General features: G+C 62.2%; 16 protein-coding genes and 1 pseudogene. 5 read left to right on the top strand and 12 right to left on the bottom strand.

The genetic code is table 11. The features are described 5' to 3' along the window. The first annotated feature begins 333 nt into the window (after window positions 1-333). Window positions 334-2379 (top strand): elongation factor G, encoded by a 2046-nt coding sequence (fusA, locus tag CKO25_RS13310; protein ID WP_200388431.1) that lies wholly within the window; start codon window positions 334-336, stop codon window positions 2377-2379. A gap of 165 nt (window positions 2380-2544) precedes the next feature. Here fusA and CKO25_RS13305 read toward each other — a convergent pair whose 3' ends face one another. Together CKO25_RS13305 and CKO25_RS13300 are read right to left on the bottom strand one after the other, a co-directional pair. Continuing rightward, window positions 2545-3801 carry a L,D-transpeptidase family protein gene (locus CKO25_RS13305; RefSeq protein ID WP_338115132.1) on the bottom strand — a complete coding sequence of 419 codons (1257 nt, stop codon included), beginning with the start codon at window positions 3799-3801 and terminating at the stop codon, window positions 2545-2547. Between the two features lie 231 nt (window positions 3802-4032). Beyond that, window positions 4033-6141 carry a S8 family serine peptidase gene (locus CKO25_RS13300; protein ID WP_200388430.1) on the bottom strand — a complete coding sequence of 703 codons (2109 nt, stop codon included), beginning with the start codon at window positions 6139-6141 and terminating at the stop codon, window positions 4033-4035. 760 nt (window positions 6142-6901) lie between these two features. Here CKO25_RS13300 and CKO25_RS13295 point away from each other — a divergent pair. The 3 genes from CKO25_RS13295 to CKO25_RS13285 all read left to right on the top strand — a co-directional run bounded on the left by CKO25_RS13295 (window position 6902) and on the right by CKO25_RS13285 (window position 12244). Further along, window positions 6902-10297: a transglutaminase family protein gene (locus CKO25_RS13295; RefSeq protein WP_200388429.1), complete on the top strand. Its 3396-nt coding sequence runs from the start codon at window positions 6902-6904 to the stop codon at window positions 10295-10297. 208 nt (window positions 10298-10505) lie between these two features. Beyond that, entirely contained in the window at window positions 10506-10895 is a 390-nt protein-coding gene (gene queF / locus CKO25_RS13290; protein ID WP_200388428.1) for a preQ(1) synthase, read from the top strand. Beyond that, window positions 10895-12244 (top strand): FGGY-family carbohydrate kinase, encoded by a 1350-nt coding sequence (locus CKO25_RS13285; RefSeq protein WP_200388427.1) that lies wholly within the window; start codon window positions 10895-10897, stop codon window positions 12242-12244. Before queF ends, CKO25_RS13285 begins: the two co-directional genes overlap by 1 nt. A gap of 86 nt (window positions 12245-12330) precedes the next feature. Here the strand turns inward: CKO25_RS13285 and CKO25_RS13280 are convergent, their stop codons facing one another. The 8 genes from CKO25_RS13280 to CKO25_RS13245 all read right to left on the bottom strand — a co-directional run bounded on the left by CKO25_RS13280 (window position 12331) and on the right by CKO25_RS13245 (window position 23209). After that, a complete protein-coding gene (locus tag CKO25_RS13280) occupies window positions 12331-13203 on the bottom strand; it encodes a prephenate dehydrogenase (RefSeq protein ID WP_200388426.1) in 873 nt (290 codons plus the stop codon). Further along, entirely contained in the window at window positions 13200-14312 is a 1113-nt protein-coding gene (hisC, locus tag CKO25_RS13275; RefSeq protein WP_200388425.1) for a histidinol-phosphate transaminase, read from the bottom strand. The genes CKO25_RS13280 and hisC overlap by 4 nt, the downstream gene beginning before the upstream one ends. 170 nt (window positions 14313-14482) lie before the next feature. Beyond that, window positions 14483-15583, bottom strand: a complete 1101-nt coding sequence (pheA, locus tag CKO25_RS13270) for a prephenate dehydratase (protein ID WP_200388424.1) — start codon at window positions 15581-15583, stop codon at window positions 14483-14485. Further along, entirely contained in the window at window positions 15583-16767 is a 1185-nt protein-coding gene (locus CKO25_RS13265; RefSeq protein ID WP_200388507.1) for a phosphoglycerate dehydrogenase, read from the bottom strand. Before CKO25_RS13265 ends, pheA begins: the two co-directional genes overlap by 1 nt. Before the next feature lie 229 nt (window positions 16768-16996). Beyond that, on the bottom strand, window positions 16997-18079 hold the full coding sequence (gene serC, locus CKO25_RS13260) for a 3-phosphoserine/phosphohydroxythreonine transaminase (RefSeq protein ID WP_200388423.1): 1083 nt from the start codon (window positions 18077-18079) through the stop codon (window positions 16997-16999). Between the two features lie 152 nt (window positions 18080-18231). Next, the gene (gene gyrA / locus CKO25_RS13255) at window positions 18232-20877 is read right to left on the bottom strand and encodes a DNA gyrase subunit A (protein WP_200388422.1); all 2646 of its coding nucleotides are present in this window, start codon (window positions 20875-20877) and stop codon (window positions 18232-18234) included. A gap of 260 nt (window positions 20878-21137) precedes the next feature. Beyond that, the gene (locus CKO25_RS13250) at window positions 21138-22109 is read right to left on the bottom strand and encodes a GGDEF domain-containing protein (protein WP_200388421.1); all 972 of its coding nucleotides are present in this window, start codon (window positions 22107-22109) and stop codon (window positions 21138-21140) included. Beyond that, window positions 22106-23209: a cobalamin B12-binding domain-containing protein gene (locus CKO25_RS13245; protein WP_200388420.1), complete on the bottom strand. Its 1104-nt coding sequence runs from the start codon at window positions 23207-23209 to the stop codon at window positions 22106-22108. The genes CKO25_RS13250 and CKO25_RS13245 overlap by 4 nt, the downstream gene beginning before the upstream one ends. 123 nt (window positions 23210-23332) lie before the next feature. Between CKO25_RS13245 and CKO25_RS13240 the strand changes: the two genes are divergently transcribed. Next, complete coding sequence (locus tag CKO25_RS13240) at window positions 23333-24715, top strand: DEAD/DEAH box helicase (RefSeq protein WP_200388419.1); 1383 nt, start codon at window positions 23333-23335, stop codon at window positions 24713-24715. A gap of 131 nt (window positions 24716-24846) precedes the next feature. Here the strand turns inward: CKO25_RS13240 and CKO25_RS13235 are convergent, their stop codons facing one another. Both CKO25_RS13235 and CKO25_RS13230 read right to left on the bottom strand, forming a co-directional pair. Next, window positions 24847-25620 (bottom strand): SAM hydrolase/SAM-dependent halogenase family protein, encoded by a 774-nt coding sequence (locus tag CKO25_RS13235; RefSeq protein WP_338115131.1) that lies wholly within the window; start codon window positions 25618-25620, stop codon window positions 24847-24849. A 75-nt stretch (window positions 25621-25695) separates the two neighbouring features. Then, window positions 25696-25941, bottom strand: a pseudogene (locus CKO25_RS13230) (ATP-binding protein); the annotation flags it as partial.

The raw sequence follows: 25941 nt of genomic DNA, 5'->3' as shown, positions 1-25941 counted from the left end.
CCTTACACCATCACTCCCCTGATCACGATGTTCCAACCCGCCGCGAAGACCTGCAGCGTATCGAGGCATCAACAGCCACCGAGGCCGCTGCATCAGGTGGCGAAGCGCGCATGCACTCCACCATCATCGGCATCTCCACACTGCGCTCAGTATAGACCCGGGGCAGGGAATTGCTGGTGCGATGGGGCACTCAAGAACCCACTGGATCGCACCTGGCGTTGATTCAGAGCGGTCAACGTGTGACTTCGGGGTACGGTATAATCCATCGTGATTCGATCGAACGGGGGCCTGCCAGGACCCGCGTGTCATTCATTCGCCACTACAGGATCACCGATGTCTGATTACAACGCCGAGGATGTCCGTAATATTGCTCTGGTCGGTCATGCCGGTTGCGGTAAGACCACGCTGGTTGAAGCGCTGCTCGCCGCGACTGGTGTAATTCCGACTCCCGGCAGTGTGACGAAGGGAAACACCGTCTGCGATTTCGACCCCATGGAAAAGGAATTGCAGCATTCTCTCGACTCAGCCATCACCAGCTTCGATGCCCAGGACAAACACGTCAACTTGATCGACACCCCTGGCTACCCGGACTTTCTCGGACGTTCCATCTCGGTGCTGCCCGCTGTCGAGACGGCCGCCATTGTCATCAATGCGCAAGCCGGCATTGAGCCCATGACGTTGAGGATGATGAAGGCGGCGGACAACCGTAACCTTTGCCGGATGATCATCGTCAACCAAATCGATGCGGCTGAGATCGATCTGGCCCAGTTGACCGAACAGATCCGCGAGACCTTCGGACCGGAATGTCTCCCGATCAATCTCCCGGCCGAGGGCGGAACGCGGGTCGTGGACTGCTTCTTCCAGCCCAGCGGCATGGCGACCGACTTTTCCTCGGTTGCGGAGGCCCACAGCCAGATCGTCGATCAGGTGGTCGAAGTCGACGAAGAATTGATGGAGGTCTTTCTCGAACAGGGGCAAGAGCTCAAGCCTGAACAGTTGCATGACCCCTTCGAGGAGGCGTTGCGCGAGGCCCATCTGATCCCGATTTGTTATGTCTCGGCCGCCACGGGAGCCGGCATCCCCGAACTCATTGAGATCATCACCCGGCTCATGCCTAACCCCGCGGAAGGCAACCCGCCCCCCTTCCTCAAAGGCGAGGGCGCGGACATGACCCCCGTGACCGTGAGCCCGGAGCCTGGTCTGCATGCCATCGCGCATGTCTTCAAGATCATCAACGACCCCTTCCGTGGCAAGCTCGGCATCTTCCGCGTCCATCAAGGACGGATCACGCCGCAAAGCCAACTCTTGATCGGCGATGCCCGCAAACCATTCAAAGTCAACCATCTATTTCGGTTGCATGGCTCCGAACAGATTGAGGTTCCCGCGGGCGTACCTGGCGATATCCTGGCGGTCTCGCGCGTCGACGACATTCACTTCGACGCGGTCCTGCACGACTCCCATGACGAAGACCACTTCCATCTCTCGAGTCTCGAGTGCCCGGTGCCACTGTTTGGACTGGCCATCCATACCGCCAAGCGCGGTGACGAGCAAAAACTCACGGATGCTTTACACAAGCTGGAGGCCGAGGATCCCTGTTTCCACGTTGAGCACAATGCCTCAGCCAATGAGACGGTCATGCGGGGGCTCGGCGAGTTGCACCTCCGGGTGTTGCTGCGTCGCCTAGCCGAGCAGTATCACGTCGAGGTCGAAACCCACCCCCCGAGCATTCCGTATCGCGAGACGATCACCGCGAACGCCGAGGGCCATCATCGGCACAAGAAGCAGACGGGAGGAGCCGGTCAGTTTGGCGAGGTCTATCTGCGCATTGAACCCCTTGAACGCGGCGCGGGTTTCGAATTCGTCGATGCCGTCGTCGGCGGCGTCATTCCCGGAAACTTCATCCCCTCGATCGAAAAAGGCGTCCGTCAAGTGCTTGAGGAAGGTGCCGTCGCCGGCTATCCGATGCACGACATTCGAGTCACGGTCTACGATGGGAAGTTCCACCCGGTCGACTCGAAGGACATTGCCTTTGCGACGGCTGGACGCAAGGCATTCATCGATGCCGTGGAGAAAGCCCGACCCGCAATTTTGGAGCCGATCGTCAAGATCCGCATCACAGCGCAAGGCACGGCAATGGGGGATCTTGCCGGTGATCTCTCGAGTCGACGTGGACGAATCAACGGCAGTGATAGCAAAAGCCGTGGTCGCATTGTTATTGAGGGTGAGGTGCCCCTTGCCGAGCTCAATGGCTATGATGCGCGCCTGAAGGCCCTAACGGGAGGCGAAGGGACCTACAGCATCGAATTCAGCCACTACGATACGGTTCCAGGGGCGATCCAAAAGCAGCTCTCGGATGCCTATCAGCGCGCCGAGGACTAACCCCCGCAGCGCGGCGGGCGGACGACAGGACCGAGCGGCGGCTTTCGGGCTGCTGCTCGGACCAACGTCACGCCGGGAACTGCCGCGGCGCCACTCATGCGACCGCGATCGCCGCCACATGACCCGCCAGATCCACTTGAGCGCGGTTCGCGGCGACTCGCTCGCTCAGGACCCCGCGCGGCGACCCGGTGGACCCCATCGCCGGGTGACACTGGACTCTTCATTCAGCCCTGTCTCCGCGCCCGCTTCAACGACAGGATTCAGCTCGCCGCGTTCACCCACGGACCAGGGCGGGACGGGAGGCACGCGCCGGGCTCGGGCGATGACCTGCTCAAGGCTCGGACCCCGCGGCGAGATCGAGACCGGGATGGCTCGCGCTTGTTCAGCAACATCCCGCGCCCGATCCCAATCGATCTCACTATCGATCTCACTCGCCCCATCCCCGATCGCCCGCACAATCGCCCGCTGCAGCGGCTCGAGGCTCCCCTGCCAGCGTGCGGCATCCTCGGACAGCGGCGGATAGGCCTGCAGGAAGACCGTGCCCCCGTGCTGGCCGGCGAGATAGGGTTGATTGACGATGTTGACCTGGGTGCCGATCGGAACCTGCTCATACAGCCGCTCGATGTCTTCTGGATACAAGCGCAGGCAGCCACTGCTCACACGCATCCCAACGCCATAAGGCTTATTGGTGCCGTGGAGCAGATAGCTCGGGCGACTCAGACGCAGCGCATGTGATCCGAGCGGGTTGTCTGGTCCCGGAGGAACCACGCCAGGCAAGGGATCGCCGCGTTTGGCATAGTCACGACGAATCGACATCGGTGGCGTCCAGGTTGGCTGTTCGGTTTTCTCGATGATCCGCATCCGCCCCACGGGTGTCCGCCTGCCCTCACGGCCGATCCCGATCGGATGCGTGATCACGACCGGCTGCATGCCGTCCTCGGGCGTTGGGAAATAGAAGAGGCGTAATGCCGCAAGGTTGACCACAATCCCCTCGCGCGGAGCATTCGGAAGCACGTACTGGGTCGGCAGAATCACCCGCGTCCCGCGTCCGGGCAGCCAGGGATCGACATCTGGATTCGCGGCCAGGATCTCATCGAATCCCAGACCATATCGCCGCGCGAAATCAGCAAGGGTATCTTCGTGCCGGGCGACCACCACCTGTACGGCCCCGACGACATCGGTCTCTGAGCCGGTCAAGAGGAATCGATCGGGTCGCATGGGCTCGGCGCGATTGAACCCACCCTCGAGGATGGACGCGCAACCACTCACGCCGATGAGCGCCACCAGCATGCCGAATGGCCAGAACCAGCGTGTGATGATGGAGACCTGGGGCAGGCTCCCGAACGCTGCCGGGATCCAGTGCGGCGCGAACAGAGCTGCCGCCAGGCGGCTCAAAAGCGATCCAAACAATGTGTGTGGCACCAGGCCCCTCTTCCGGCAACATTTTGAAAAGCCAACTATGCACAGGTCGAGGGGGCGGCGGCAACCCTGCCCTTTTGAATGGGAAGGGTCTACCAGACTCCTGATGCTAGAAGTTCAGCGAGCCCACAAGCGTTCTGCGGGGGGCCAGGCATGGGACCAGTTTCAGTGCCCGGACGCTCGGTGGACAAGACGCCAAGGCGCGTTCCAGATCAGACCAGGCGCCTCGCCCGTTCACCAAAAGGCGGTCCGAACAGAGATCACAGGTGAGTGAGCGCTCACGCCTGCGGCATTGTAAGCCCTGAGTCGAACATAGTAAGTGGTCGCGCGTCGCAGGCCAGTGACCGTGCGCTGGGTTTGAGACCCAAGATCCAGGTCATTGTAACCGGCGAGCCGCGTCCTGAACGTCGACCAGGTCGAGATGTCGAGTCGATACCCACTTGCACCCTCCACCGGTTCCCAACTGAGCCGGAACCCGTTCGACGTCACATTCGTCGGCGCCCGTAGGCTGGGCGCCCCAGGCGCCGCCACGGCATCGCGTGTCGTGAGCGTCTGCACGTTAGAGTTCCCGCTCACACCGGCATCGTTATAGGCGCGCACCCGGTAGAAATAGGAAGTCCCGGCGGTCAGCCCGCTAACCGAACGATTGGTTCCATTCTTGATATCAAGGTCAAGATAGCCTGGGACGCCGCTTTGGAAGGCGCTGTCAGTTGCAACGTCCAACCGATAGCCCAGAGCCTCCGAGACGTCAGCCCAATTCGCACGAAACCGATCCGCTGCCACGTTGCTGGCTGGGTGCGCCACTGGTGCCTGGGGTGGCATTACGGGAATGCTGACAACCGGCTCCGGCTCTGGTAGTCCCGGTTCCGATACCGGAACACTCTCACGTTCCAGCCAGGCGAGGGCCGCATCGGGACGAATCCGTGGCTTCGTGATGCCCGTCGAGAGGTCTGCCACGGGTTTACCGGTCTCTTGAAGAGCGGCCAGGATCTGATCAACGCCTGCCGTGGGATAGGCCTCTTTCAGGACGGCCCATGCTCCCGCCACGTGCGGCGCCGCCATCGAGGTGCCATGCCAGCTCTGATAGCCACCCCCGGCCACGGCCGAGGTGATGAGGCTGCCGGGTCCCAACAAATCAAGGAAGGCCGCGCTGTTGGAGTAGCTCGCCACGGCGTCGACCCCAGCACAGTGAGTCGTTTGAGTATCGCACGTGGAGCCCACGCTCACGGCCGTCGAAACGCAAGCAGGCGCTCCCAACGCGTTGACGTAACCCGCATTGCCGCTGGCGACAATCGTCGCGATCCCGCGCTCTCGGAGTGCATCGATCACCTCCTTGTGCGGATCCTGATCACAATGACTGGTGTAACGCCCGCCGCCAAGACTCAGATTCGCTGCCGCGATCCGGTAGTTCTGATGCAGCGCGAGCACGCGTTCGAGTCCTTTGATAATGTCGGAGGTATAGGCCATCACGCACGGCGAACCACCGCACTGCGAGCTAGGAAAAGCGCTGAACACTTGAATCGCGATGATGTTGGCATCCTTCGCCACGCCGCTGTAGCCATCCTGATGTCCAGCGACGATCCCGGCAACGTGTGTCCCGTGATGGCAGCTCGAACCCCACTGGGCCACATTGCAGGGTTGGGCCGCGCCCACGGCTGTCGAAGCCGTCACGCGATTCGGACAGAGTGAAACGACACCACTCCAGAAACTCCCATTGGTTGAGTAGCATGCCTCGGAGACGACCTTGCCAACGAGCTGTGGATGATGCTTGTCGACTCCCGTATCGAGCACGGCAACGGTTTGCCCCAGGCCCGTGTAACCACTGAAAGAGGCTGCGAGCGCACCAATCAGAGGCACGCTTTCGAGCAGAGCCGGTGGATAAGGAACGTCTTCGATCACCTCCGCCACATCCGGGTGCGCGGCCAGATCGAGGATATCGAATGCATCGGCCCACATCGCAAAGCCTGCAAACTGCTCGAAGGCCTTCACTGGCAAGCCACTGCGATCGCGACTCAACCGCAGGCCGACCGCATCGAGCAGCTCGCGACGCTTGGCTGCGCGTTGCGCCCGCACGTCCGCGGCGACGGAGCCGGTCTTGATCTGAGAATCCTTCATGCGCACGATGATCCGCACGGTGCCATCGGCCCAAGCGCGCGCGAGTAAGGCACGCTGCGCCGCAGCTGCATTCCGGTGCCCAAGGCGCGCCGCGGAGGTGAACTGATCGATCGCAAATTCCCAATCCGTCGCACGCGCGCTCGGATCACCTTCGGCTTCGGGCATGCCAGCATGCGCGCCACCGATCATGACGAGCGCAAGCATGAGGACAATGTGCTGTCCGATCACCTGTTTCGACCACCTTCGCATGGCGTACCCCAAACGTCAGATTGAAGCAAGGCAACGCCACTCACCCGGCTGATCTGACGGATCGAGCTGCACGAAGCTGGACGCAAGACCGCTGCCATTGCACACTTACTGAATCAATACTAGGCCATGCCGATGGTCTGGACAATGAACGAGGTCTCACTTCCACTGATCGAAACCGCTGTGGAACCAGCCGATCGCGGTCCGGGGATTAGGCGCACCTGGTGCGCGATTGACCAGTGCCAAACGAGCTCAGCCGCCGCAAGCGCTCCGGTAGGTGCTGCGTGGAACCACCCCCGAGGCCGCGATGCACCAACCCGATGCTCCCATCAGAGGACAGACTCAGGCCGCTGGGCACGCATGCACCAAGAGAGATCGGTGCTCCCCATCACCGCAGCGCAACCTGGCCCGACGGGGATTCACGGTTGCCGCGGGGCGCACCTCAAGATGCCGTCGCACGACCCGATCCACGTCAGAGCGTCGCGACCCATGACCTCGGCAGGCCTTCCCTGTTGCGCGGGCAAGACAGGCAACCGGTTTTATGGGATCTTAGCCACTGAACCTGGACCCGGGAGTCTGCTAAGGTATGATTTTTGCCTTTATCGATCCCAGATGTTCTGGAGTTGTCTGACCAGGACCAGCACGCATCCCGTTCTCGATCCTGCGATCGCGCGCATGTCAACTCTTGCCGCTCGGTGGTCAACCACAATCCCATCTCACTCAGTTTAGGAATTCAAACCCGATGTCGATCCTCGTCGAGATCAACCACAAGACCGAATACCGTTTCGACCGTTCGGTGAACCTAGCCCCCCATGTGGTGCGCCTCCGCCCAGCGCCTCACTGCCGCACGCCCATCCGGTCCTATTCGCTCAAAGTCGACCCGGCTGAACACTTCATCAACTGGCAGCAGGATGCCTTTGGTAACTATCTCGCACGGCTCGTGTTTCCCGAAAAGGCGCGCACCCTGACAGTCGAAGTCGATGTGATCGCCGAGATGATCACCATCAACCCCTTCGACTTTTTCCTTGAGGATTCAGCGTATCACTACCCATTCCAATACGAACCGGATCTGCGCAAGGAACTGACGCCCTACCTGGAAGTCACGGAAGATGGCCCCCTCCTGCGCGAATGGGTCGCCTCGGTGGACCGAAGCAGACGCGAAACCGTCTATTTCCTGGTCGATCTCAACCGTCAACTTCAGCAAGACATCGGCTATGTGATCCGCATGGAAGCCGGTGTCCAAAGCTGCGAGGAGACCTTGAGCCGACGCCTCGGTTCCTGCCGCGACACCGGCTGGCTCTTAGTGCAGATCCTGCGGCATCTTGGCTTGGCGGCGCGCTTCGTCTCCGGATACCTCGTGCAATTAACCGCGGATGTGAAATCGCTCGATGGCCCCTCGGGACCGGAACGTGACTTCACCGACCTGCATGCTTGGGCCGAGGTCTTCGTGCCGGGTGCGGGCTGGGTCGGACTGGACCCCACATCTGGCCTCTTCGCGGGCGAGGGTCACATTCCGCTCGCCTGCTCGCCGGCGCCGCGCAGTGCCGCACCCATCACGGGAGCGACCGAGCGCTGCGAGGTTGAACTCTATTTCCATAATCGCATCACGCGGATCCATGAAGATCCGCGGGTGACCAAGCCCTATACCGAGGAGCAATGGGCGGCAATCGAAGCGCTCGGTCACCAGGTCGATCACGAACTCCAGGCGCATGATGTGCGCCTGACCATGGGTGGAGAACCCACGTTCGTGTCCATCGATGATATGGATGGCGCTGAGTGGAATATCGCCGCCTTGGGACCGACGAAGAAGATCCTCGCCGAAGATCTGCTGACCCGACTGAAACAGCGTTTCGCCCCCGGAGGCTTGCTGCACATCGGCCAAGGCAAGTGGTATCCCGGCGAGCAACTCCCACGCTGGGCGCTCACCTGTTTCTGGCGCAAGGATGGCCAGCCGGTGTGGCGCGACCCCAGCCTCTTAGGCTTGGAGAAGACACAATATGGACATGGTCCGGCCGAGGCAGAGCGCTTTATCCGAACCCTTGCTCGCCATCTTGGCGTTGATCCGAGTTTCGCCTCCGAGGCTTATGAGGATGTCTTCTACTATCTGTGGAAGGAAGCCCGCCTGCCGGCCAACGTCAACCCGCTCGACAATAAACTGAAGGACCCGAACGAGCGCCAGCGTGTCACGCGTTTGTTCCAGCAGGGGTTGAATCGGGTTGCCGGCTATATCCTGCCGCTGCGCTGGTGGGGATTCGGTGCGCAAGGCGGCTGGAAGAGTGGCCGCTGGACCTTCCGCGACGGCACCCTGTTCTTGATCCCCGGGGACTCAGCGATGGGCTTTCGCCTTCCTCTCGATGCCCTGCCCTACGTTCCAGACGGGGAACTCGATCCGGTGCCGGAACGCAACCCCTTCGAACCGGTCGCGCCCCTGCGCTCGCCCTTCGACGAGGTCGCGCGTCGCTACAGCCAGATCCTCGAGCCGGCGCGCGCGCCCCAACGGATCCGGGAGCAGGGAGATCGCCCCATCGACCTCGCGGCGCGATACGGACGCATCACCCCGTTCGACGATGCCCACCAGTCGCTGCGCCAACAGGTTGCGCTGCGCGATGACCTGCACCCCGACCTCATTCGCACCGCACTCTGTATCGAGCCACGCGAAGGGCGACTCTACTGTTTCATGCCCCCACTCACGCATCTCGAACACTGGTTGGATTTGGTCCTCTGCATCGAGGACACGGCCGCCGAACTCGGGATGCCGATCATCATCGAGGGGTACGAACCGCCACGCGATCAACGACTCCAGAAGCTCGCGGTCACGCCCGATCCCGGGGTGATCGAGGTCAACATCCATCCCGCCGAGAGCTGGGATCAGATGGTCCAGGACACCCATATCCTCTACGAAGAGGCACGCTTGGCACGGCTGGGCACCGAGAAGTTCATGCTCGATGGCCGCCATACAGGAACCGGTGGCGGCAATCATGTCACGCTCGGCGGACCGACCCCCGCCGACAGCCCGCTGCTGCGCAAACCGGACCTGGTCCAGAGCCTGATCACCTACTGGCAGCATCATCCAAGCCTGTCCTATCTCTTCTCCGGGACCTTCATCGGTCCCACCAGCCAGGCGCCACGGGTCGACGAGGCACGCGACGATCGGCTCTACGAGTTGGATATCGCCTTTCAGCAGATGCCGCCGGGCGAGGTCCCACAACCCTGGGTGGTCGACCGCGTACTGCGCAACCTGCTCACCGACGTCACGGGCAATACCCACCGCACCGAGTTCTGCATCGACAAGCTCTACTCGCCTGACAGCGCAGCGGGGCGACAGGGACTTGTGGAGTTTCGGGCCTTCGAGATGCCACCGCACGAACGCATGAGTCTGGCACAGATGCTGCTGCTGCGAACCCTGGTGGCACGGTTCTGGAAGGAACCCTACCGGCGCAAACCGGTGCGCTGGGGAACCGAGTTACACGATCGATTCCTGCTTCCACATTTCGTGAGACAGGACTTCGAGGATGTCATCTGTGATCTCCAACGCGCGGGCTATCCCTTCGACCCAGCCTGGTTCGATCCCTTCTTCGAGTTCCGCTTCCCCCATTATGGCGATCTCATCACCCTGAACGGGATCAAGATGGAACTGCGCGCCGCCATCGAACCCTGGCACGTGCTCGGGGAGGAAGTCACGGCGCAGGGAACCGCGCGGTTCGTCGATAGTTCGGTCGAGCGCATGCAGGTCAAGCTGAACGGCATGGTTGGTGACCGGCATGTCCTCGCCTGCAATGGGCGGCGGGTGCCATTGCACCCCACTGGGCGCAAAGCCGAGTTCGTTGCGGGGATTCGCTTCAAGGCTTGGAGTCCACCCTCGGGTCTCCACCCCACGATTCCCTCGCACAACCCGCTCCTGTTCGAGATCGTCGACCTCTGGAACCGTTCCAGTCTCGGCGGTTGCACCTATTATGTCGCCCATCCAGGCGGACGCAGCGAGAGCAGCTTCCCGGTCAACAGCTACGAGGCCGAAAGCCGCCGCATCGCACGCTTCCGCGTGATGGGGCACAGCCCATCGCCGATCGATCCACCACCGCACGAGCCGGCCGGTGAGCATCCCTATACTCTGGATCTGCGCTATCGGCCCGGTTGCTGAGAGGGCCATGCCGGGCGCGCAGAAGCGCCCGGCAGGCTCCGGCCTGCTTCCGCAGCGGATGGCACTGGAACCTGGATGCCCACGGGTGGGTCGATGGCGGTCGTCACACCCACTCGCGACCGCGGGCTCCCTCACGCCTGAGGTCCGGTGGACCGGATCGCGCGATCGGGTCGCCCAGCACAGTTTTTTTTCCGCAGGAGACGCCTTGATGTCGACCCAGCCGAGCCGCGTGCTCGAGACCTTCCCAAATCCGCAACCCGAGCGGGATTACTGCATCCGGATCCGGATCCCGGAATTCACTTGTCTCTGCCCCAAAACGGGCCAACCGGATTTCGCTGAGTTGACGCTCGAATATGTCCCGGAGGAGCGCTGCGTCGAACTCAAATCCTTGAAGCTCTATACCTGGTCATTCCGTGATGAAGGCGCGTTTCACGAAGCCGTGACCAATCAGATCCTAGACGATCTCGTCGCCGCGACGCAGCCCCGCTTCATGCGCCTGACCGCGGTCTTCAACGTCCGCGGCGGCCTCTACACCAGCGTGGTGGCCGAGCACCGCGCGCCCGCTTGGCAAGCGCCGCAACCCGTCCAGCTCCCCTGATGAGAGCCCATGCGTTGGCGGCGGACCGGTACGCCGCCGAACCTCGTGCCGGGGCGCACAAGGATCGCGTGTGGATCGGCGTTGATATGGGAACCTCCGGCTGCCGCGCGATCGCCATCGATGAGGATGCGCGGGTGTGCGCCCAGGCGCGCCGAGCCTTGGATCCGCCAACGCAGCCTAGCCCGGGTCATTGCACACAGAACCCGGAGCACTGGTGGGACACGCTCCTTGGGGTGCTGGGCGACCTCAAGCAGGCACTCGGCGGCCGAGCGCCTGTGGGACTGTGTCTCGACGCCACCTCGTCCACAGTGCTTCTAACCGATCGAGAAGGCGCACCGCTTGGATCGGCTCGTTTGTACAATGATCGCAGCGCGGTGGATGAGGCAGCCCAAGTCGCACGGGTCGCGCCGAGCGAAAGTGCGGCCCGGGGCGCGACCTCAAGCTTGGCTAAGGTGCTCTTGCTCTATCGCGAGGCACAGCCCACGCATGATGTCCTCGCATTGCATCAAGCCGATTGGCTGCTAGGGCGCTTGTGCGGCCGACTAGGATTCAGTGACTGGAACAACGCACTCAAGCTCGGCTATGACGCGCAGCGGCTCGGCTGGCCAGACTGGCTCCAGGAGATCCTGCCAAGCGGCGTGCGGCTCCCCGCAGTGCAGGCACCCGGCACCATCATGGGAACCCTGGCACCCGCGATCGCCAGCCCGCTCGGCTGGCCCACATCCACAGCGATCCATGCGGGCACGACCGACAGCACCGCTGCCGTACTCGCTGCCGGCGCACGGCGTCCTGGTGATGCGGTCACTAGCCTGGGCTCAACCCTGGTGGTCAAAATCCTCTGCGAACAGCCGATCCGGGACAGCGCGTCTGGCGTCTATAGCCAGCGCTACGGTGACGCCTGGCTGGTCGGCGGCGCCTCGAACAGTGGCAGTGCCGTGCTGCGCGCATTCTTCAGTGACGCGGAGATCGCGGCCTTGAGCCAAGTGATCGACCCGCATCGTCCGTCAGGCCTGGACTACTACCCACTGTTGACACCCGGCGAGCGCTTTCCGCATCCTGACCCCGAGTTCGCACCACGGCTGACGCCACGCCCGACGCAACCTTCGGACTTCCTCCAGGGCCTCCTCGAAGGCATCGCCAACATCGAAGCCGAGGGCTATCGTCGCCTCGTCGAACTTGGCGCACCCAGGCCGCGCCGGATCCTGACGCTCGGTGGCGGTGCGGTGAATCCGACCTGGACACGGATCCGCGCCCGGATCCTCGACACCGAGGTCACGGCGGCCACCCAAACTGAGGCGGCTTACGGGGTCGCGCAACTGGCGCTGGAAAACCGGCTCGGGATGGGCTGACCGCCTCCCGCAACCGACACCATTGACCACCGCGCCCGCCAGACGTCAGTGCCTTCGGCCTCCCCCGCTGTTGCAGGAGCGGTCGCTCAGGCGCTGCGCGCCCGCTCCACCTGCTGGTCACGTGCCTGCTTCGCCCGCTCGAAGATGCTCAGGAGACGTTCGGCATCGGCGCGCCGGATGCTCTCCGCCAAATCCGTCATCTCCACACTGAAACGGGCCAGCATGGCGCTCAAGGCCTCGCGGTTTGCCAAGCAGATGTCCCGCCACATGACCGGATTACTGGAGGCGATCCGGGTAAAGTCACGAAAGCCCCCGGCGGCGTACCGGAAGATATCCTCGTGCTCATGCATCCGCGACAAGGTATCCACCAACCCAAAGGCGAGCATGTGCGGCAAATGGCTCGTCGCAGCGAGGATCTCGTCGTGATGCGCGACCGACATGGTCGTGACCTCGGCACCACAGCACTCCCACATCTGGGTCACGCGTTCAAGTGCCGTGTTGTCTGTTTCCGAGAGGGGGGTCAGAATCACGCGCCGGCCCCGATAGAGCTCGGCAAAGGAGGCCTCGACACCACTATGCTCGGTGCCGGCGATCGGATGGCCCGGCACTAGCCAGGGCGGTGCACGCCCGACAACACTGACAGCATCCGCGACCACACTCCCCTTGACGCTGCCACCGTCGGTCACGACCGCCTCGGGTGCCAGCCGTGGAGCGATTGTGGCGAAGATGTCACGCATCGCCCCAAGTGGCACTGCGATGAAGACCATATCCGCATCCGCCGCCGCCGCCGCCGGATCCTGAGTGAATCGGTCGATCACCCCGAGTTCGCGCGCACGCGCGAGATTCGCCGGCGCGCGGCCACATCCAATGACCTCCTCGACCGCGTTAGCCGCGCGCAGTGCCCGCGCTAGGGATCCACCGATCAGCCCAACGCCGATGACGGCGAGTCGCCGAATCATGGTGCCAGCAGCTCCTCGAGCGCAGCGAGACAACGCGCATTCTCCGACTCGAGACCAATGCTGATCCGCAGATGGTGTGGGAGTCCATAATTCCCAACGGGGCGGACGATGATGCCACGCCGGAGCAATTCCTGATTCACCGGCCCCGCGGGACGCCCAACGTCTACCGTAATGAAATTACCGACCGAGGGAATGTAGTCGAGACCGAGGCGCTCGAAGGCCTCGGTGTACTGGCGCATGCCCGCCCGATTCAGTTCGACCGAGGCACGCACATGTTCGCGATCGAGGATCGCCGCCGCCGCGGCCGCTTGCGCGAAGGTGTTCACATTAAAGGGCTGTCGCACCCGATTGAGGAGCTCGGCGACCCGCGGATCACTGAGACCATAGCCGACCCGGAGCGAGGCGAGCCCATGCGCTTTGGCAAAGGTCCGGGTCACGATCAAATTCGGAAAACTCTCGAGCCAATGCGTCGCATCGGGGAAATCCGGTTCGCTGACGTATTCGGTGTAGGCCTCGTCAACCACCACCATGCAGGTGCTCGGCAACGAACTGATGAAGGAACGCAAGGGAGCGGCAGCAAGCCAGGTGCCGGTTGGATTGTTCGGATTCGCGATCCAGACCACGCGGGTCCGGTCGGTGACCAGTGCCGCCATGGCCTCCAAGTCATGGCCAAAGTCGCGCGCCTCGGCGATCCGTGCCGTGGCCCCAACCGCCTGCGTCGCGATGGGGTAGACGGCGAAGGCATACTGGGAGAACACCGACTCGGTCCCGGGCTGTAAAAACGTCCGGGCAACCAGATCGAGGACATCGTTCGAGCCGTTCCCGAGCGTCACGGCACTTTGCGTAACGCCATGAAACTCAGCCAGGACCCGCCGCAGTTCGAAGCCCCCGCCATCCGGATAACGGCCAAGTTCGTCCAATTGCGCCGCGATCGCCGCCCGCGCCCTAGGCCCAGGTCCCAAGGGATTTTCGTTCGATGCCAGTTTGACTGAGTCACTGATACCGAACTCGCGCTCGAGTTCCGAAACCGGCTTGCCCGGTACATAGGGTGTCAGACCCGCGATCCCGGGGGCCGTGAGCGCGAGAAACGGATTGTCTTGGACCATCATGTCAGGGCTTCACATGTTGAAGGATTGGTGGAGAGTCGTCTGCAGCGCTCACGGCGGAGACGACGCGACAGATCAGCAGGATCTCAAGCCGGGTGGACGCCGGCACCACAATGGTACCCCGGCCTCTGGATGAGGCTCGCAAGCGCGCAGCGCGAGCACGTCACCCCGCATCACAGCACCGCGACCGGATAGGAGCCGAGCACCTTGAACAGGAGAGAAGACTGTTTCAGGCTCTCCAAGGCGAGCGCCACTTTGGGGTCATCGCGGTGTCCCATGATGTCGATGAAGAAGACATAGTCCCAGATTCCGCGGCGCGAGGGTCGTGACTCGATGCGGGTCATGCTAATCCCGTGCGCCGCCAAGGGGGTCAGCAGGGCATGGAGTCCGCCAGCCTGATTGCGACAGGACAGCAGCAGACTGGTCTTGTCCTCGCCGCTCGGTGGCGCATCCTGCGGACCGATGACGAGAAAACGCGTGGTATTGCCCGGCTCATCCTCGATGCGCTCCGCCAGGACCTTGAGTCCGTAGATCTCGGCGGCCTGCCAACCCGCGACGGCTGCGGCATCCTCTTCGGTCGCCGCCGTGCGCGCCGCCTCGGCGTTGCTGCCCATCGCTACCCGCTCGGCGTTCGGCAGGTGACGGTCGAGCCAGCCGCGGCATTGCGCCAGTGATTGCTGATGCGAATAGACGGTTCGGATCATGCACAGTTGATCGACGACGCTCAACAGATGATGGTGGATGCGCAGGCTGACCTCACCCGTGATCCGCAGCGGGGATGTCATGAAGGTGTCCAGGGTATGGCTCACCACGCCCTCGGTCGAGTTCTCGACCGGCACCACACCGAAGTCGCAGGAACCCGCCTCGACCTCGCGAAAGATCTCACTGATCGTCGCCAAGGCGAAGGTCTGCACCGAGTGCCCGAAATGTTTGATCGCCGCGGCCTGCGTGAAGGTCCCGGCCGGACCGAGATAGGCCACGTTGAGCGGACGCTCAAGCGCCAAGCAGGCTGACATGATCTCGCGGAAGAGGCGCGCGACTTCCTCGCCGTCCAGCGGCCCGGCGTTGGCGGCCTTGATCCGCCGCAGGACGGCGACTTCACGCTCGGGACGGTAGAACTGAACCCGCTGCCCATCCGCCGCGGTCTTGATCTGTGCCACTTGTTGGGCGCAGCGGGCACGCTCGCTGATGAGGCTGAGGAGTTCCAGATCGATCGCGTCGATGCGATCTCGCACATCTTTCAGGCCATCGCCCTGGGTGCCCGCCTGCTCCATCAGTCGCCCCGTTCCCTGGTGCCGAGACACCGCACCGAGAGGACGCCCGCGATCGAGCGCAGCTCTTGCACTGTCTCCTCGGGGCAGCGTCGGTCGATATCGATGAGGGTCACCGCGACGTCACCGCGCGAGCGATTGGCCATATCCAGGATATTGAGTCCGGCCGTCGCGAGGTCGGTTGAGATCTGACCAACCATGTTCGGGACATTGCTATTGACGATTGCCATGCGATATCCGCCATTGCGCGGCACCTGGATCTCCGGAAAATTCACCGAGTTCGTCACATTGCCGTGTTCCAGATAATCACGAACCTGCTCGGCAACCATGATGGCACAGTTCTCCTCGGCCTCCCGGGTCGAAGCACCAAGATGGGGTAAGGCGATCACACGGGGGTGATCTTTCAGGAGATTACTCGGAAAATCGCAACAGTACGCATAGACGTGACCTTGGTCGAGCGCGGTGACCACCGCGTCGTCATCGAGGATCCCGTCGCGCGAGAAGTTCAACAGCACAGCACCCTTGCGCAGGATCCGCAGTCGATCGGCATTGATCATGCCGCGGGTCTCATCGGTGAGGGGGACGTGGAAGGTCACAAAGTCCGAGCGCGAGAGAAGATCGTCGATGCTCAGCGCTGGCTGCACACCACTCTCGAGTTGCCAGGCTCGCTGGACCGTGATCGTTGGATCATAACCAACGACCTGCATCCCAAGCGAACGAGCGGCATTAGCGACCTTCACCCCGATCGCCCCGAGACCAATGACGCCGAGGGTGCGCCCCGGCAGTTCGAAACCGACAAACTGCTTCTTCCCGGCCTCGACGGCGCGATGGATCTCCGCATCATCGCCCGTGAGCTGACGGGCGAATTGCCAGGCCTGCCCGATGTTTCGCGCCGCGATCAACATCCCTGCGATCACCAATTCCTTGACGGCATTGGCATTGGCGCCGGGCGCATTGAACACCGCAATGCCACGCGCGGTCATGGCCGCGACCGGCACATTGTTGGTTCCCGCACCGGCACGACCGATGGCCTGGACCGTGGACGGAATCTCAGCCGCTTGCATCGCCGCCGAGCGCACTAATATCGCATCCGGATGGGTGATTTCAGAGGCCACCTCATAGCGATCACGGGGCAAGCGATCGAGTCCTGCGACCGCAATATGATTGAGCGTTTGGATCTTAAACATCATGGATGAAGACAGCCCTGGTTGAGAAGCGATGTGAGCGGCCACGTTGAGCGCACAGCGGGCATGACGGGGTCGGGCCCGGGCAGCGGGGGTCCAGCCCTCGGCCAGTGTGTCACGGTGCGTCCCGGACGGCGGCCTTGATCACGGCCTCGGCGATCGGAGATTTCGACCGTCGCTCGCGATCTCAGCGCCGCGGGCCCCCGGTGACATCCGCCATGCGCGACGTCGATCAGCCGTACCGGCGCTCGAACTCGCTCATGAAGTCGACCAACGCCTCGACGCCTTCCTCGGGCATGGCATTGTAGAGACTGGCACGCATCCCACCAACCGAGCGATGGCCTTTGAGCGTGGTGAGCCGTGCGGCCTTCGCCTCCTTCAGGAAGGTCTCGTCGAGCGCCGCATCGGCGAGGGTGAAGGGCACATTCATCCAGGAACGCGAGTCGAGCGCAACAGGATTGTGGTAGAAACTGGACCGATCAATGGCATGATAAAGACGTTGCGCCTTGCGCGCATTGATCTCGGCCATGCCGGCCAGCCCCCCAAGTCCCTTCAGCCACTCGAATACCAGGCCGGCCAGATACCAGGCATAAGTCGGCGGCGTGTTATACATGGAATCATTCTTGGCCTGAACCTGGTAGTCGAGCATGGTCGGAGTCACGGCCATGGCATCGCCCAGCAAATCCTCACGGACGATGATAATCGTCAATCCGGCTGGGCCAATATTTTTCTGCGCACCGGCATAGATAAGTCCAAAGCGCGAGACCTCGATCGGGCGTGACAAGATGGTCGAGGACATATCCGCAACCAATGGCCGATCACCCGTCTCCGGCACATAGGAAAATTCCACGCCTTCGATTGTCTCATTGGGGGTGTAATGCACGTAGGCGGCTGCCGGGTCCAATGAGAGTTCCGTTTGCGCGGGGGCACGCGTGAAGCGTTCCGTCTCGGTCGTGGCGGCGACCCTCACCTCGGCATAACGGCGCGCCTCGGCGATCGCCTTCTTCGACCAGGAACCGGTGTTCAAATAATCCGCGCTAGCGGCCCCGCGCAACAGATTCATCGGCACGGCCGTGAACTGGGTCGAAGCCCCGCCCTGTAAGAACAGAACCTGATAGTTGCTCGGGATCCCCAGAAGTTCACGCAGATCAGCCTCCGCCTGGGCGGCAATCGACATGAAATCCTGACCGCGATGACTCATCTCCGCCACGCACATGCCACTCGCGTGCCACTCGAGCATCTCGTCGCGTGCCCGACGCAAAACCGGCTCCGGCAGCATTGCGGGACCGGCACTGAAATTGTAAACCCGAGCCATTCGTCGTTCTCCGTTAGCAGGTGTGTTCATGTCATGCGATTGGACCAAGGAACGCGGACCCGCCACCCTTCAGGCGCGAGCGATCCCCCGGCTCCATGCGCTGTGCTCCTCTCAGCCGCGGGCGGGTGTGGAGGCCACCACCGCCGTGCGCCTCAGGGCGCTGGCTCATCCGGCGGCGGAGCCCCCCCATCGGCATCCGCCGGCGAGGGGGTTGGGGCTTGGGGGGGCTGATCGAGCCCGACCTCTTCATTCCCATCCTTATCGCTGTCGAGTGCGACGATGCGTTCGAGATAGCACAGCCGCTCGCCTTCGCCCAGATTGATCAATTTCACACCTTTGGCCGTGCGCCCGACGATGGGAATCTCATCAACACTGGTGCGGATTAAGGTCCCCCCACCGGTGATCAACATGATCTCATCCCCTGGGCGTACCAACACAGCCCCGACCTGCGGGCCATTGCGCGTGGATGTGCTGATGCCGATCACACCCTTGATGCCACGGCCCTTGGTCGGAAAATCCTCGACTCGGGTGCGCTTACCGTATCCGTTCTCGGTCACACTGAGCACACTACCAGGCTCGGCGACGAGTAACGAGATGACGCGCTGGCCGGGTTCGAGTTGCACGCCGCGCACACCGTGAGCGGTTCTCCCCATGGCGCGAACCGCCGTCTCGCTGAAGCGAACGGCCTTCCCCGCGGAGGTGAAGAGCATAAGGTCTTGTTTGCCATCCGTGATCGTCACACCGATGAGGTATTCATCCTCGCGCAAGTCGATCGCGATGATCCCCCGGGAGAGGGGGCGAGAGAACTCCGCGAGCGGTGTCTTTTTCACCGTCCCCGCGCTGGTGGCCATGAACACATAATAGCCGTCTTCATAAGCGTGGACGGGGAGCACGGCATTGATGCGCTCATTCGGCTCCAAGGGCAGGAGATTGACCATCGGCCGACCCCGGGCGCCGCGGCCCGCCTGCGGCAATTCGTAGACCTTGAGCCAATAGACGCGGCCGCGACTCGAAAAGCACAGGACCGTATCGCGCGAATTGGCCACGAAGATCCGATCGATGAAGTCTTCTTCCTTGAACGAGGTCGCGCTCTTGCCTTTTCCACCGCGTCGCTGTGCTTGATAGTCACTGATCGGCTGCGCCTTGACGTAGCCTTGATGCGACATGGTGACCACCACCTCTTCCGGTGCGATCAGATCCTCGAGCGTCAGATCCGTGTGATCGATCTGGATCTCGGTGCGACGCGCATCGCCGAACTGCTCTCGCACCGCGCTGAGCTCCTCACGAATCACGTCCATCAAGCGATCGGCATCCGAGAGGATCAGAAGCAACTCGGCGATCTTCTCGAGGATCGTTTGGAATTCCTCGAGGATCTTGCCTTGCTCCAACCCCGTGAGACGCTGCAGTTGCAGATCGAGGATGGCTTTCGCCTGTCGTTCACTCAAGCGGTAACCGCTCTCGCTCAAGCCAAATTTGGATTCGAGTTCCTCCGGGCGTGTCTGTGACGCCCCAGCCCGCTCGAGCATCGCCAGCACCGAGCCCGGTTCCCACAGTCGCTCCATCATGCGCTCACGCGCCTCGACCGGGCTCGCCGCGGACTTGATCAGTGCGATCACCGCATCGATATTCGCCAAGGCAATGGCGTACCCCTCCAAGACATGCGCGCGATCACGCGCCTTGCGGAGATTGAAGAGGGTGCGTCGCGTCACGACATCGCGTCGGTGACGAATGAAATACTCGATGATTTGCTTGAGGTTGAGGGTCCGTGGTTGCCCATCGACCAGGGCAACCATATTAATGCCAAAGACCTGTTGCATCTGAGTATGCTGGTACAGATTGGCCAGCAACACCTCGGCATAGGCATCACGCTTGAGTTCGATCACAATCCGCAGGCCATCCTTGTCGGACTCGTCACGCAGCCCGTCTTGGGCGATTCCATCGATTTTTTTGTCCTTCACCAAGTCCGCGATCCGCTCGAGGAGGCGTGCCTTATTGACCTGGTAGGGCAGTTCGGTGACGACGATCGCCTCACGACCGCTGCGTTTTTGCACCTCGACGAGGGTCCGGGCACGCATCACGACGCGACCCCGACCGGTACGGTAAGCCTCGCGGATTCCACGCACGCCATTGATGAGCCCCGCGGTCGGAAAGTCCGGCCCCGGGACATGATCCATCAGAGCCTCGATCGTGATCAGCGGATCATCCATCAGGGCCAGACAGGCATCGATGATCTCGCAGAGATTATGCGGCGGGATATTGGTCGCCATGCCGACCGCGATGCCGGAGGAGCCATTGACGAGGAGATTCGGAAAGCGCGCCGGCATGACGACCGGTTCGTGCTCGGTGTTGTCGTAGTTTGGAATGAAATCGACGGTTTCCTTGTCGAGATCATCAAGGAGAGAATCGGCGATGCGCATCATGCGCACCTCGGTGTAGCGCATGGCAGCCGGCGGATCGCCATCGACCGAGCCAAAATTGCCCTGGCCGTCGACCAACAGGTAGCGCATCGAAAAAGGCTGCGCCATGCGAACCATGGTCTCGTAGATCGCCGAATCGCCATGGGGATGGTACTTACCCATGACATCACCGACGACCCTTGCGGACTTGCGATAGCCTCGGTTCCAGACGTTGCCCTGCTCGCTCATCGAAAACAAGACACGCCGATGGACCGGCTTGAGTCCGTCACGGACATCGGGCAGGGCGCGTCCCACGATGACGCTCATGGCGTAGTCCAGGTAGGACTGGCGCATCTCGTCCTCGAGGTTGATCGGGAGGACTTCTCTTGCGAAATCTGGCATGGGCTCGTGAACCGACGTTGAGACGTGCCGCAGCGGGGCGACGAAGGTGGACCGCAACCCCGAGAGTTTACCACGCCCCCCACATTGGCCCTACCTCTTCACGGCAACAACCACCGCGGGAGAGCCTTGCGCTGATTTGGAATGCTGATCCCAACACGGCGAGGGCCTGTCTCGTCCCGCAATGCGGGCGCACCTGGTTCGTTTGCGTTAGCGGCGCGACAACCTGGATCGGAGTGAGTCACTGCGGGCACGCCATGGCGTCAAACTGAAGGTTGTAGAGGGTCGGTACGAACCTGGTTACGACCATGGGTCTTTGCCTCATAGAGCATGGCGTCGGCCCGGATCAGGAGCGCATCGGCATCCTCACCTGGTTGCGCCTGCGCGACGCCAATGCTGGCGGTGACGCGATACGCATCATCGAATGGGCGCAACGACCGCAAACGCGACAACAACCGCTCGGCGACGTCCGTGGCAACACGGCAATCGGTATTCCATATGAGCAGGGCAAACTCCTCCCCGCCGAGCCGTCCTGGAAGGTCGACTTCACGCACCAACTCCTTCATCAGTTGCGAAACCATCACCAGCACCGCGTCACCGCCGGCATGGCCATAACGATCATTGACTGTCTTGAAATGATCGAGATCGACCATCAGCACCGACAGTGTCGCCTGATTGGTGAGTGCATCCTTGAGGCTGCTCAGGAGTCGTTGCATGAAGAAGCGCCGATTGGCCAATCCAGTCAAGGGGTCCATCCGGGCAAGCAGCTGGTTGGTCTCATTCGCATGCGCCAGGTCACGGTTGGTCTTGCGCAGGTCCCGTACCAGACGGGACATCTCCATCGCAAGATTCCCCATCCGCTCGACCACGTCGCTCTCGGCAACGTCCACGAGTTCGCCAATCAGGAGCACACCATCACCGAGTGGATAGACATGGAAGAGATAGATGTCCCCGCCGACCGGTGCCTTGAAGACCTGGGCGGTCGGACGGCGCTGCTTGAGGCCCGGCTCGGGCAACCAATCCGTACCCTCGCCCATGGTTAAAAAATTCACCAAAGGCTCGCCCCGTACCGACCCGAAGCCCGCGAAACGCGAACGAAACAGCAGATTCGCTTCATCAATCAGGCCGTCACGACCCACCGCGACGACCAGCAGTCGCCCGGAATCAAAGACGTAACTTTGCAAGGCCCAGATGAGATCCGCACTGAGATCAGGCCGCTCCGAGAGATCAATCATGCGGCCACCCGCAGGGTACGAGCCCAGCGCACGGCGGCTTCGCAGTCACTCAGGAAGAGATCTCCACCCACCGAATCGATCAAGGCTGGGGCGGTGAGGAAGGCGCGGCCACCGACGAGAATCTTGGTGTCGGTTGCTGGACCAAGCGCGCCCCGCAGTGCCTGCACGGTGTCACGCGCGGCCTGGACGTGGCTCGGTAGACAGACCGACAAACCGATAAATGCTGGCTGCTCTTCCAAGACCGTCCGCACCAGCATCTCGGTAGAGGTGTCCGGCCCTAACAAGGTCACCTCCCAGCCATCGAGTTCAAGGCAGGTGGTGACCATCCAAGCCCCGAGCTCATGAAATTCATTGGCCACGGCCGCCACGATCGCCTTGCCGCGCAGGGTCGTCGGGTAAGGCTGTGCGGAGTAGAGTGAGGAGAGGATTCGGTAGGTCATGGCGGTGGCTTGGTGCTCCATCGCCACCGAGACCCGGCCCTGTTCCCAGCGCCGGCCGACCTCGATCATGGCGGGATAAAAGATCGTTTGTAGCAACTGTGGAAAGACCATGCCCTGGCGTAACAAATTCTCGCACCGCCCGAGGACAACACCATGCTCACCGGCCAAGAGCTGTTCGATGATCTCGGACACCGCTGTCGCATGGGGCGTCGTGCATGATGCCACCTGAGAGGACACCTGATAGGTCTGTGCCGCCTGTACGGTTTTCGGATGTCGCTGCTGCATCCAACGGTAGACGCAGGTCAGTGGCGCTGCTTCGGCGGGGGTTAACCGCTCCTCGAGGACGCTGATCCAGGCAGCGAATTCTGCCTCGAAGTACGCAAAGGGAACGCCTTGGTTATGATAAGTAAAATAGACCCAGGGCAACGTCTCGATCAGGAGGTCAAAATTGTCCGTCCGGAGAATCTCCGCCATGAAGGAGGCATGGTTGCGGTGGTTCGATTCGATGAGACGGTAATGCTGCGTGGCACAAAAATCCTTCAGAACCGGATGATCGAGCAGCAACCGGGAGACGCGGCTCGCCAAATCGGCTGCGTGCGCTTCGTAGGCCTGTGCCGCCGAGACGGACACACGCAGGTGGGCATGATCGGTCTTCGCCATGTCGAATCTCCAACACGGATGAGCGCATCTGGCCAGACAGGATACCTGATCACCAGGGTCAGCGAATCCAATCTCTTGAACGACATTTACTCAAGTCCGTCAAGTCGGTGTATCGTCGCTATTATGATGACAAATTTTGATGATTTCGTGCTCCCTCAAGCGCTCCTAAGGGGCGTTGCGAAAGCGGGCTTTCAGACCCCCACGGCGGTTCAGGAGCAGGTGATCCCCGCTGCCTTAGCTGGCCGGGATCTCATGGTTTCAGCCGCCACCGGCACCGGCAAGACCGCCGCCTTCCTGCTGCCGATGATCGAACGGATCCTCCAAGAGCAACGCCCGCGCGATGGATTGCGTGCCCTGATACTCGTTCCGACCCGTGAACTCGCGCGTCAGATCCAGGACCATTTCATGCGCCTCGCCAGCTATACCCGACTCACGCTGGAGGTGATCATTGGCGGAGAGTCGAAAGCGGTTCAGGTCGCGCGGTTGCGCAAGAATCCGGATATCCTCGTTGCGACTCCAGGACGACTGCTGGAGTTTCTCGAACTGGGTGAGGCCGAGTTGAAGGATCTCGATGTCCTCGTCCTCGACGAGGCCGATCGCATGCTCGATCTCGGCTTCGGGCAAGACGTCCTCGCGATCATCGGGCACACCAACCCGGATCGCCAATCGATGCTCTTTTCAGCAACCCTCCACCAACGCGGCTTGCGTCAGATCACCGAACGCCTGATGAAGGATCCGCTGGTGCTGACGATCGACCCGGTCCGTTCCCACCCCCCCCAGATTCTCCACCAACTGGTGTTGAGCGATGACCCGACGCACAAGCGAGAACAACTGACCTGGCTGTTGCGACACGACTCCTGCGAAAAGACGCTGGTCTTCACCAATACACGGATCGCGGCGAGTGCACTCGGCGAGCAACTGATCGCGGCCGGACTGCGGGTGGCCGTGCTCCATGGCGAACTCGATCAGCGCGAACGCAACCGCGTGATTGCCTTGCTTCAGAGCGGCCGGGTCAACACCTTGATCGCGACCGATGTCGCCGCGCGCGGCCTGGATATCCCGGGCGTGCAATGCGTGATCAATCTGGATGTCCCGCGCTGCGGTGATGATTATTTGCATCGTACGGGCCGTACGGGCCGGGCCGGGGCAGCGGGCGTAGCGATCTCGCTGGTGATCCCAACGGAGTGGAATCATTTTCAGAGCATTGAACGCTATCTCGACCTCTCGTTCGAGCGACGCCACATCGAGGGTTTGAAGGCACGCTTCAAGGCGCGCAGATCCGGGACGCGGTCCAAAAAGAAGACCAAGGAGACCAGCGCGGCCGCCTTGGCGAGCGCCGCGAACGCAGCGCGACAGAAGGATCGCCACCGTGACCGGAAGAACATTGGAAAGCGCCGCCAACCCAGCGGTGCGCGCGGCGTCGAGTCAGGACATGCGCCGCTGCGCAAACGCGGGCCTGCAGACACTGATCCCGTGACCAGCGAGCGGCGTGATCACGAGGAATGACGGCGGGGCGCCAGGATGGTCATTCCGCTCAGGGCCTATTCTGGAGTAGATCGGGCGTGCGAGATGACGACCTGAGCATCCTTGGCATCGAATCGCGCGCCCTTGCCCAATGGATTGGCCAGATCAGCCTCTCATCCGATTTCGATGCGCGTCCCATCCGGGTTGCAAAAGGGCCCAACCGGATCGCCTGGAACCAATCCAAGTCGTCGCTGCGCGCTCCCCTGATTCACGGCGATCTCGATGAGACCCAGTGAGTTCTCGTACCAAAATGGCATCCCGGATGGCGCCTCGCAAAAGGTCCGAGCATGCCGCAACAAACGATCACCCACGTGCAGCAACCCGGAATGCGACCGCCCCTGCGCACGCAAACCGGTCATCAGATTGCCAAAGTGATCGCGATAGAGGATCGCGGCCTGCTCGCTCGGCCAGTCCCCCCCAACCATGGCGGCCGGCTCCAAGCGCGACAGATCCAGCGACTGACCTCGCACCCAGCGATGCGCCGCCGGGACGAACCAGTCACGCGCATGAAAGCTCGCTGACATCTGCTCGGGCTGCCAACCGATCCGGTGCGGACGGGCCGCTGGAGTGGCGCGGACCAATGGCGCGAACAGACCATTGTCGGGACCGATGAACCACGCCCCTGGCGTCTCGATCAAGAGACCCGCGCGCGCCCCCCCGACCCCTGGGTCGACGACGCAGACATACAGAGTTCCGCTCGGCATGTCACGCACCATCGCCGGCAGCAGGTAACCAGCAAGATCGGGGCGAAAGGGTGTGAGATCATGGATCAGATCCAGGATCGGAACCTGAGGCAGCCAGGCGGTGAGCCAAGCCTGAAGCTGCCCCACATAGAGCCCGGGGCCGAAGTCCGTGATGAGGACGATGCGTTGGACAGTCGGCGTCATCGGCATCTCGTTTCACCCCATTTTAACGACGAGGATCTCCGCAGTGTACAGACACGCGGCACTGACCCTCGGATCTTAGGCCCGGATCACGGCGATTGCTCGGTCCTGCGGACTGGTCGCGGTCTGACAGGCGGTCCGCTCGGCGATCGGTGGTTGATCGGAACGGCGATCGAAGATCACCAGCCACCCGGTGTCGAGCCCCAGACCGGCCAGATAGCCGTCCAGTTGCACCAGACCCTCGACCAGCGGATCGGCCTCGTGGTCACGCCAGACCTTCAGCTCCATCCCCAAGGTCACCGCGCCATAACGCAAACACAGATC

It is taken from the genome of Thiocapsa imhoffii (genome assembly GCF_016583985.1).
GTDB classification, from domain to species: domain Bacteria; phylum Pseudomonadota; class Gammaproteobacteria; order Chromatiales; family Chromatiaceae; genus Thiocapsa; species Thiocapsa imhoffii.
Note: the sequence above shows the minus strand (reverse complement) of the source record. Positions and strands in the feature narration are given on the sequence as shown.

Bases quoted from the DNA above. Each gene is read 5' to 3' on its own strand.
- CKO25_RS13240 (WP_200388419.1), top strand. From the start codon at position 23,333: ATGATGACAAATTTTGATGATTTCGTGCTCCCTCAAGCGCTCCTAAGG.
- CKO25_RS13265 (WP_200388507.1), bottom strand. From the start codon at position 16,767: ATGTTTAAGATCCAAACGCTCAATCATATTGCGGTCGCAGGACTCGAT.
- CKO25_RS13280 (WP_200388426.1), bottom strand. From the start codon at position 13,203: ATGATTCGGCGACTCGCCGTCATCGGCGTTGGGCTGATCGGTGGATCC.
- CKO25_RS13250 (WP_200388421.1), bottom strand. From the start codon at position 22,109: ATGATTGATCTCTCGGAGCGGCCTGATCTCAGTGCGGATCTCATCTGG.
- gyrA (WP_200388422.1), bottom strand. From the start codon at position 20,877: ATGCCAGATTTCGCAAGAGAAGTCCTCCCGATCAACCTCGAGGACGAG.
- CKO25_RS13285 (WP_200388427.1), top strand. From the start codon at position 10,895: ATGAGAGCCCATGCGTTGGCGGCGGACCGGTACGCCGCCGAACCTCGT.
- CKO25_RS13245 (WP_200388420.1), bottom strand. From the start codon at position 23,209: ATGGCGAAGACCGATCATGCCCACCTGCGTGTGTCCGTCTCGGCGGCA.
- queF (WP_200388428.1), top strand. From the start codon at position 10,506: ATGTCGACCCAGCCGAGCCGCGTGCTCGAGACCTTCCCAAATCCGCAA.
- hisC (WP_200388425.1), bottom strand. From the start codon at position 14,312: ATGATGGTCCAAGACAATCCGTTTCTCGCGCTCACGGCCCCCGGGATC.
- serC (WP_200388423.1), bottom strand. From the start codon at position 18,079: ATGGCTCGGGTTTACAATTTCAGTGCCGGTCCCGCAATGCTGCCGGAG.
- CKO25_RS13235 (WP_338115131.1), bottom strand. From the start codon at position 25,620: ATGACGCCGACTGTCCAACGCATCGTCCTCATCACGGACTTCGGCCCC.
- CKO25_RS13295 (WP_200388429.1), top strand. From the start codon at position 6,902: ATGTCGATCCTCGTCGAGATCAACCACAAGACCGAATACCGTTTCGAC.
- pheA (WP_200388424.1), bottom strand. From the start codon at position 15,583: ATGGAGCAGGCGGGCACCCAGGGCGATGGCCTGAAAGATGTGCGAGAT.
- fusA (WP_200388431.1), top strand. From the start codon at position 334: ATGTCTGATTACAACGCCGAGGATGTCCGTAATATTGCTCTGGTCGGT.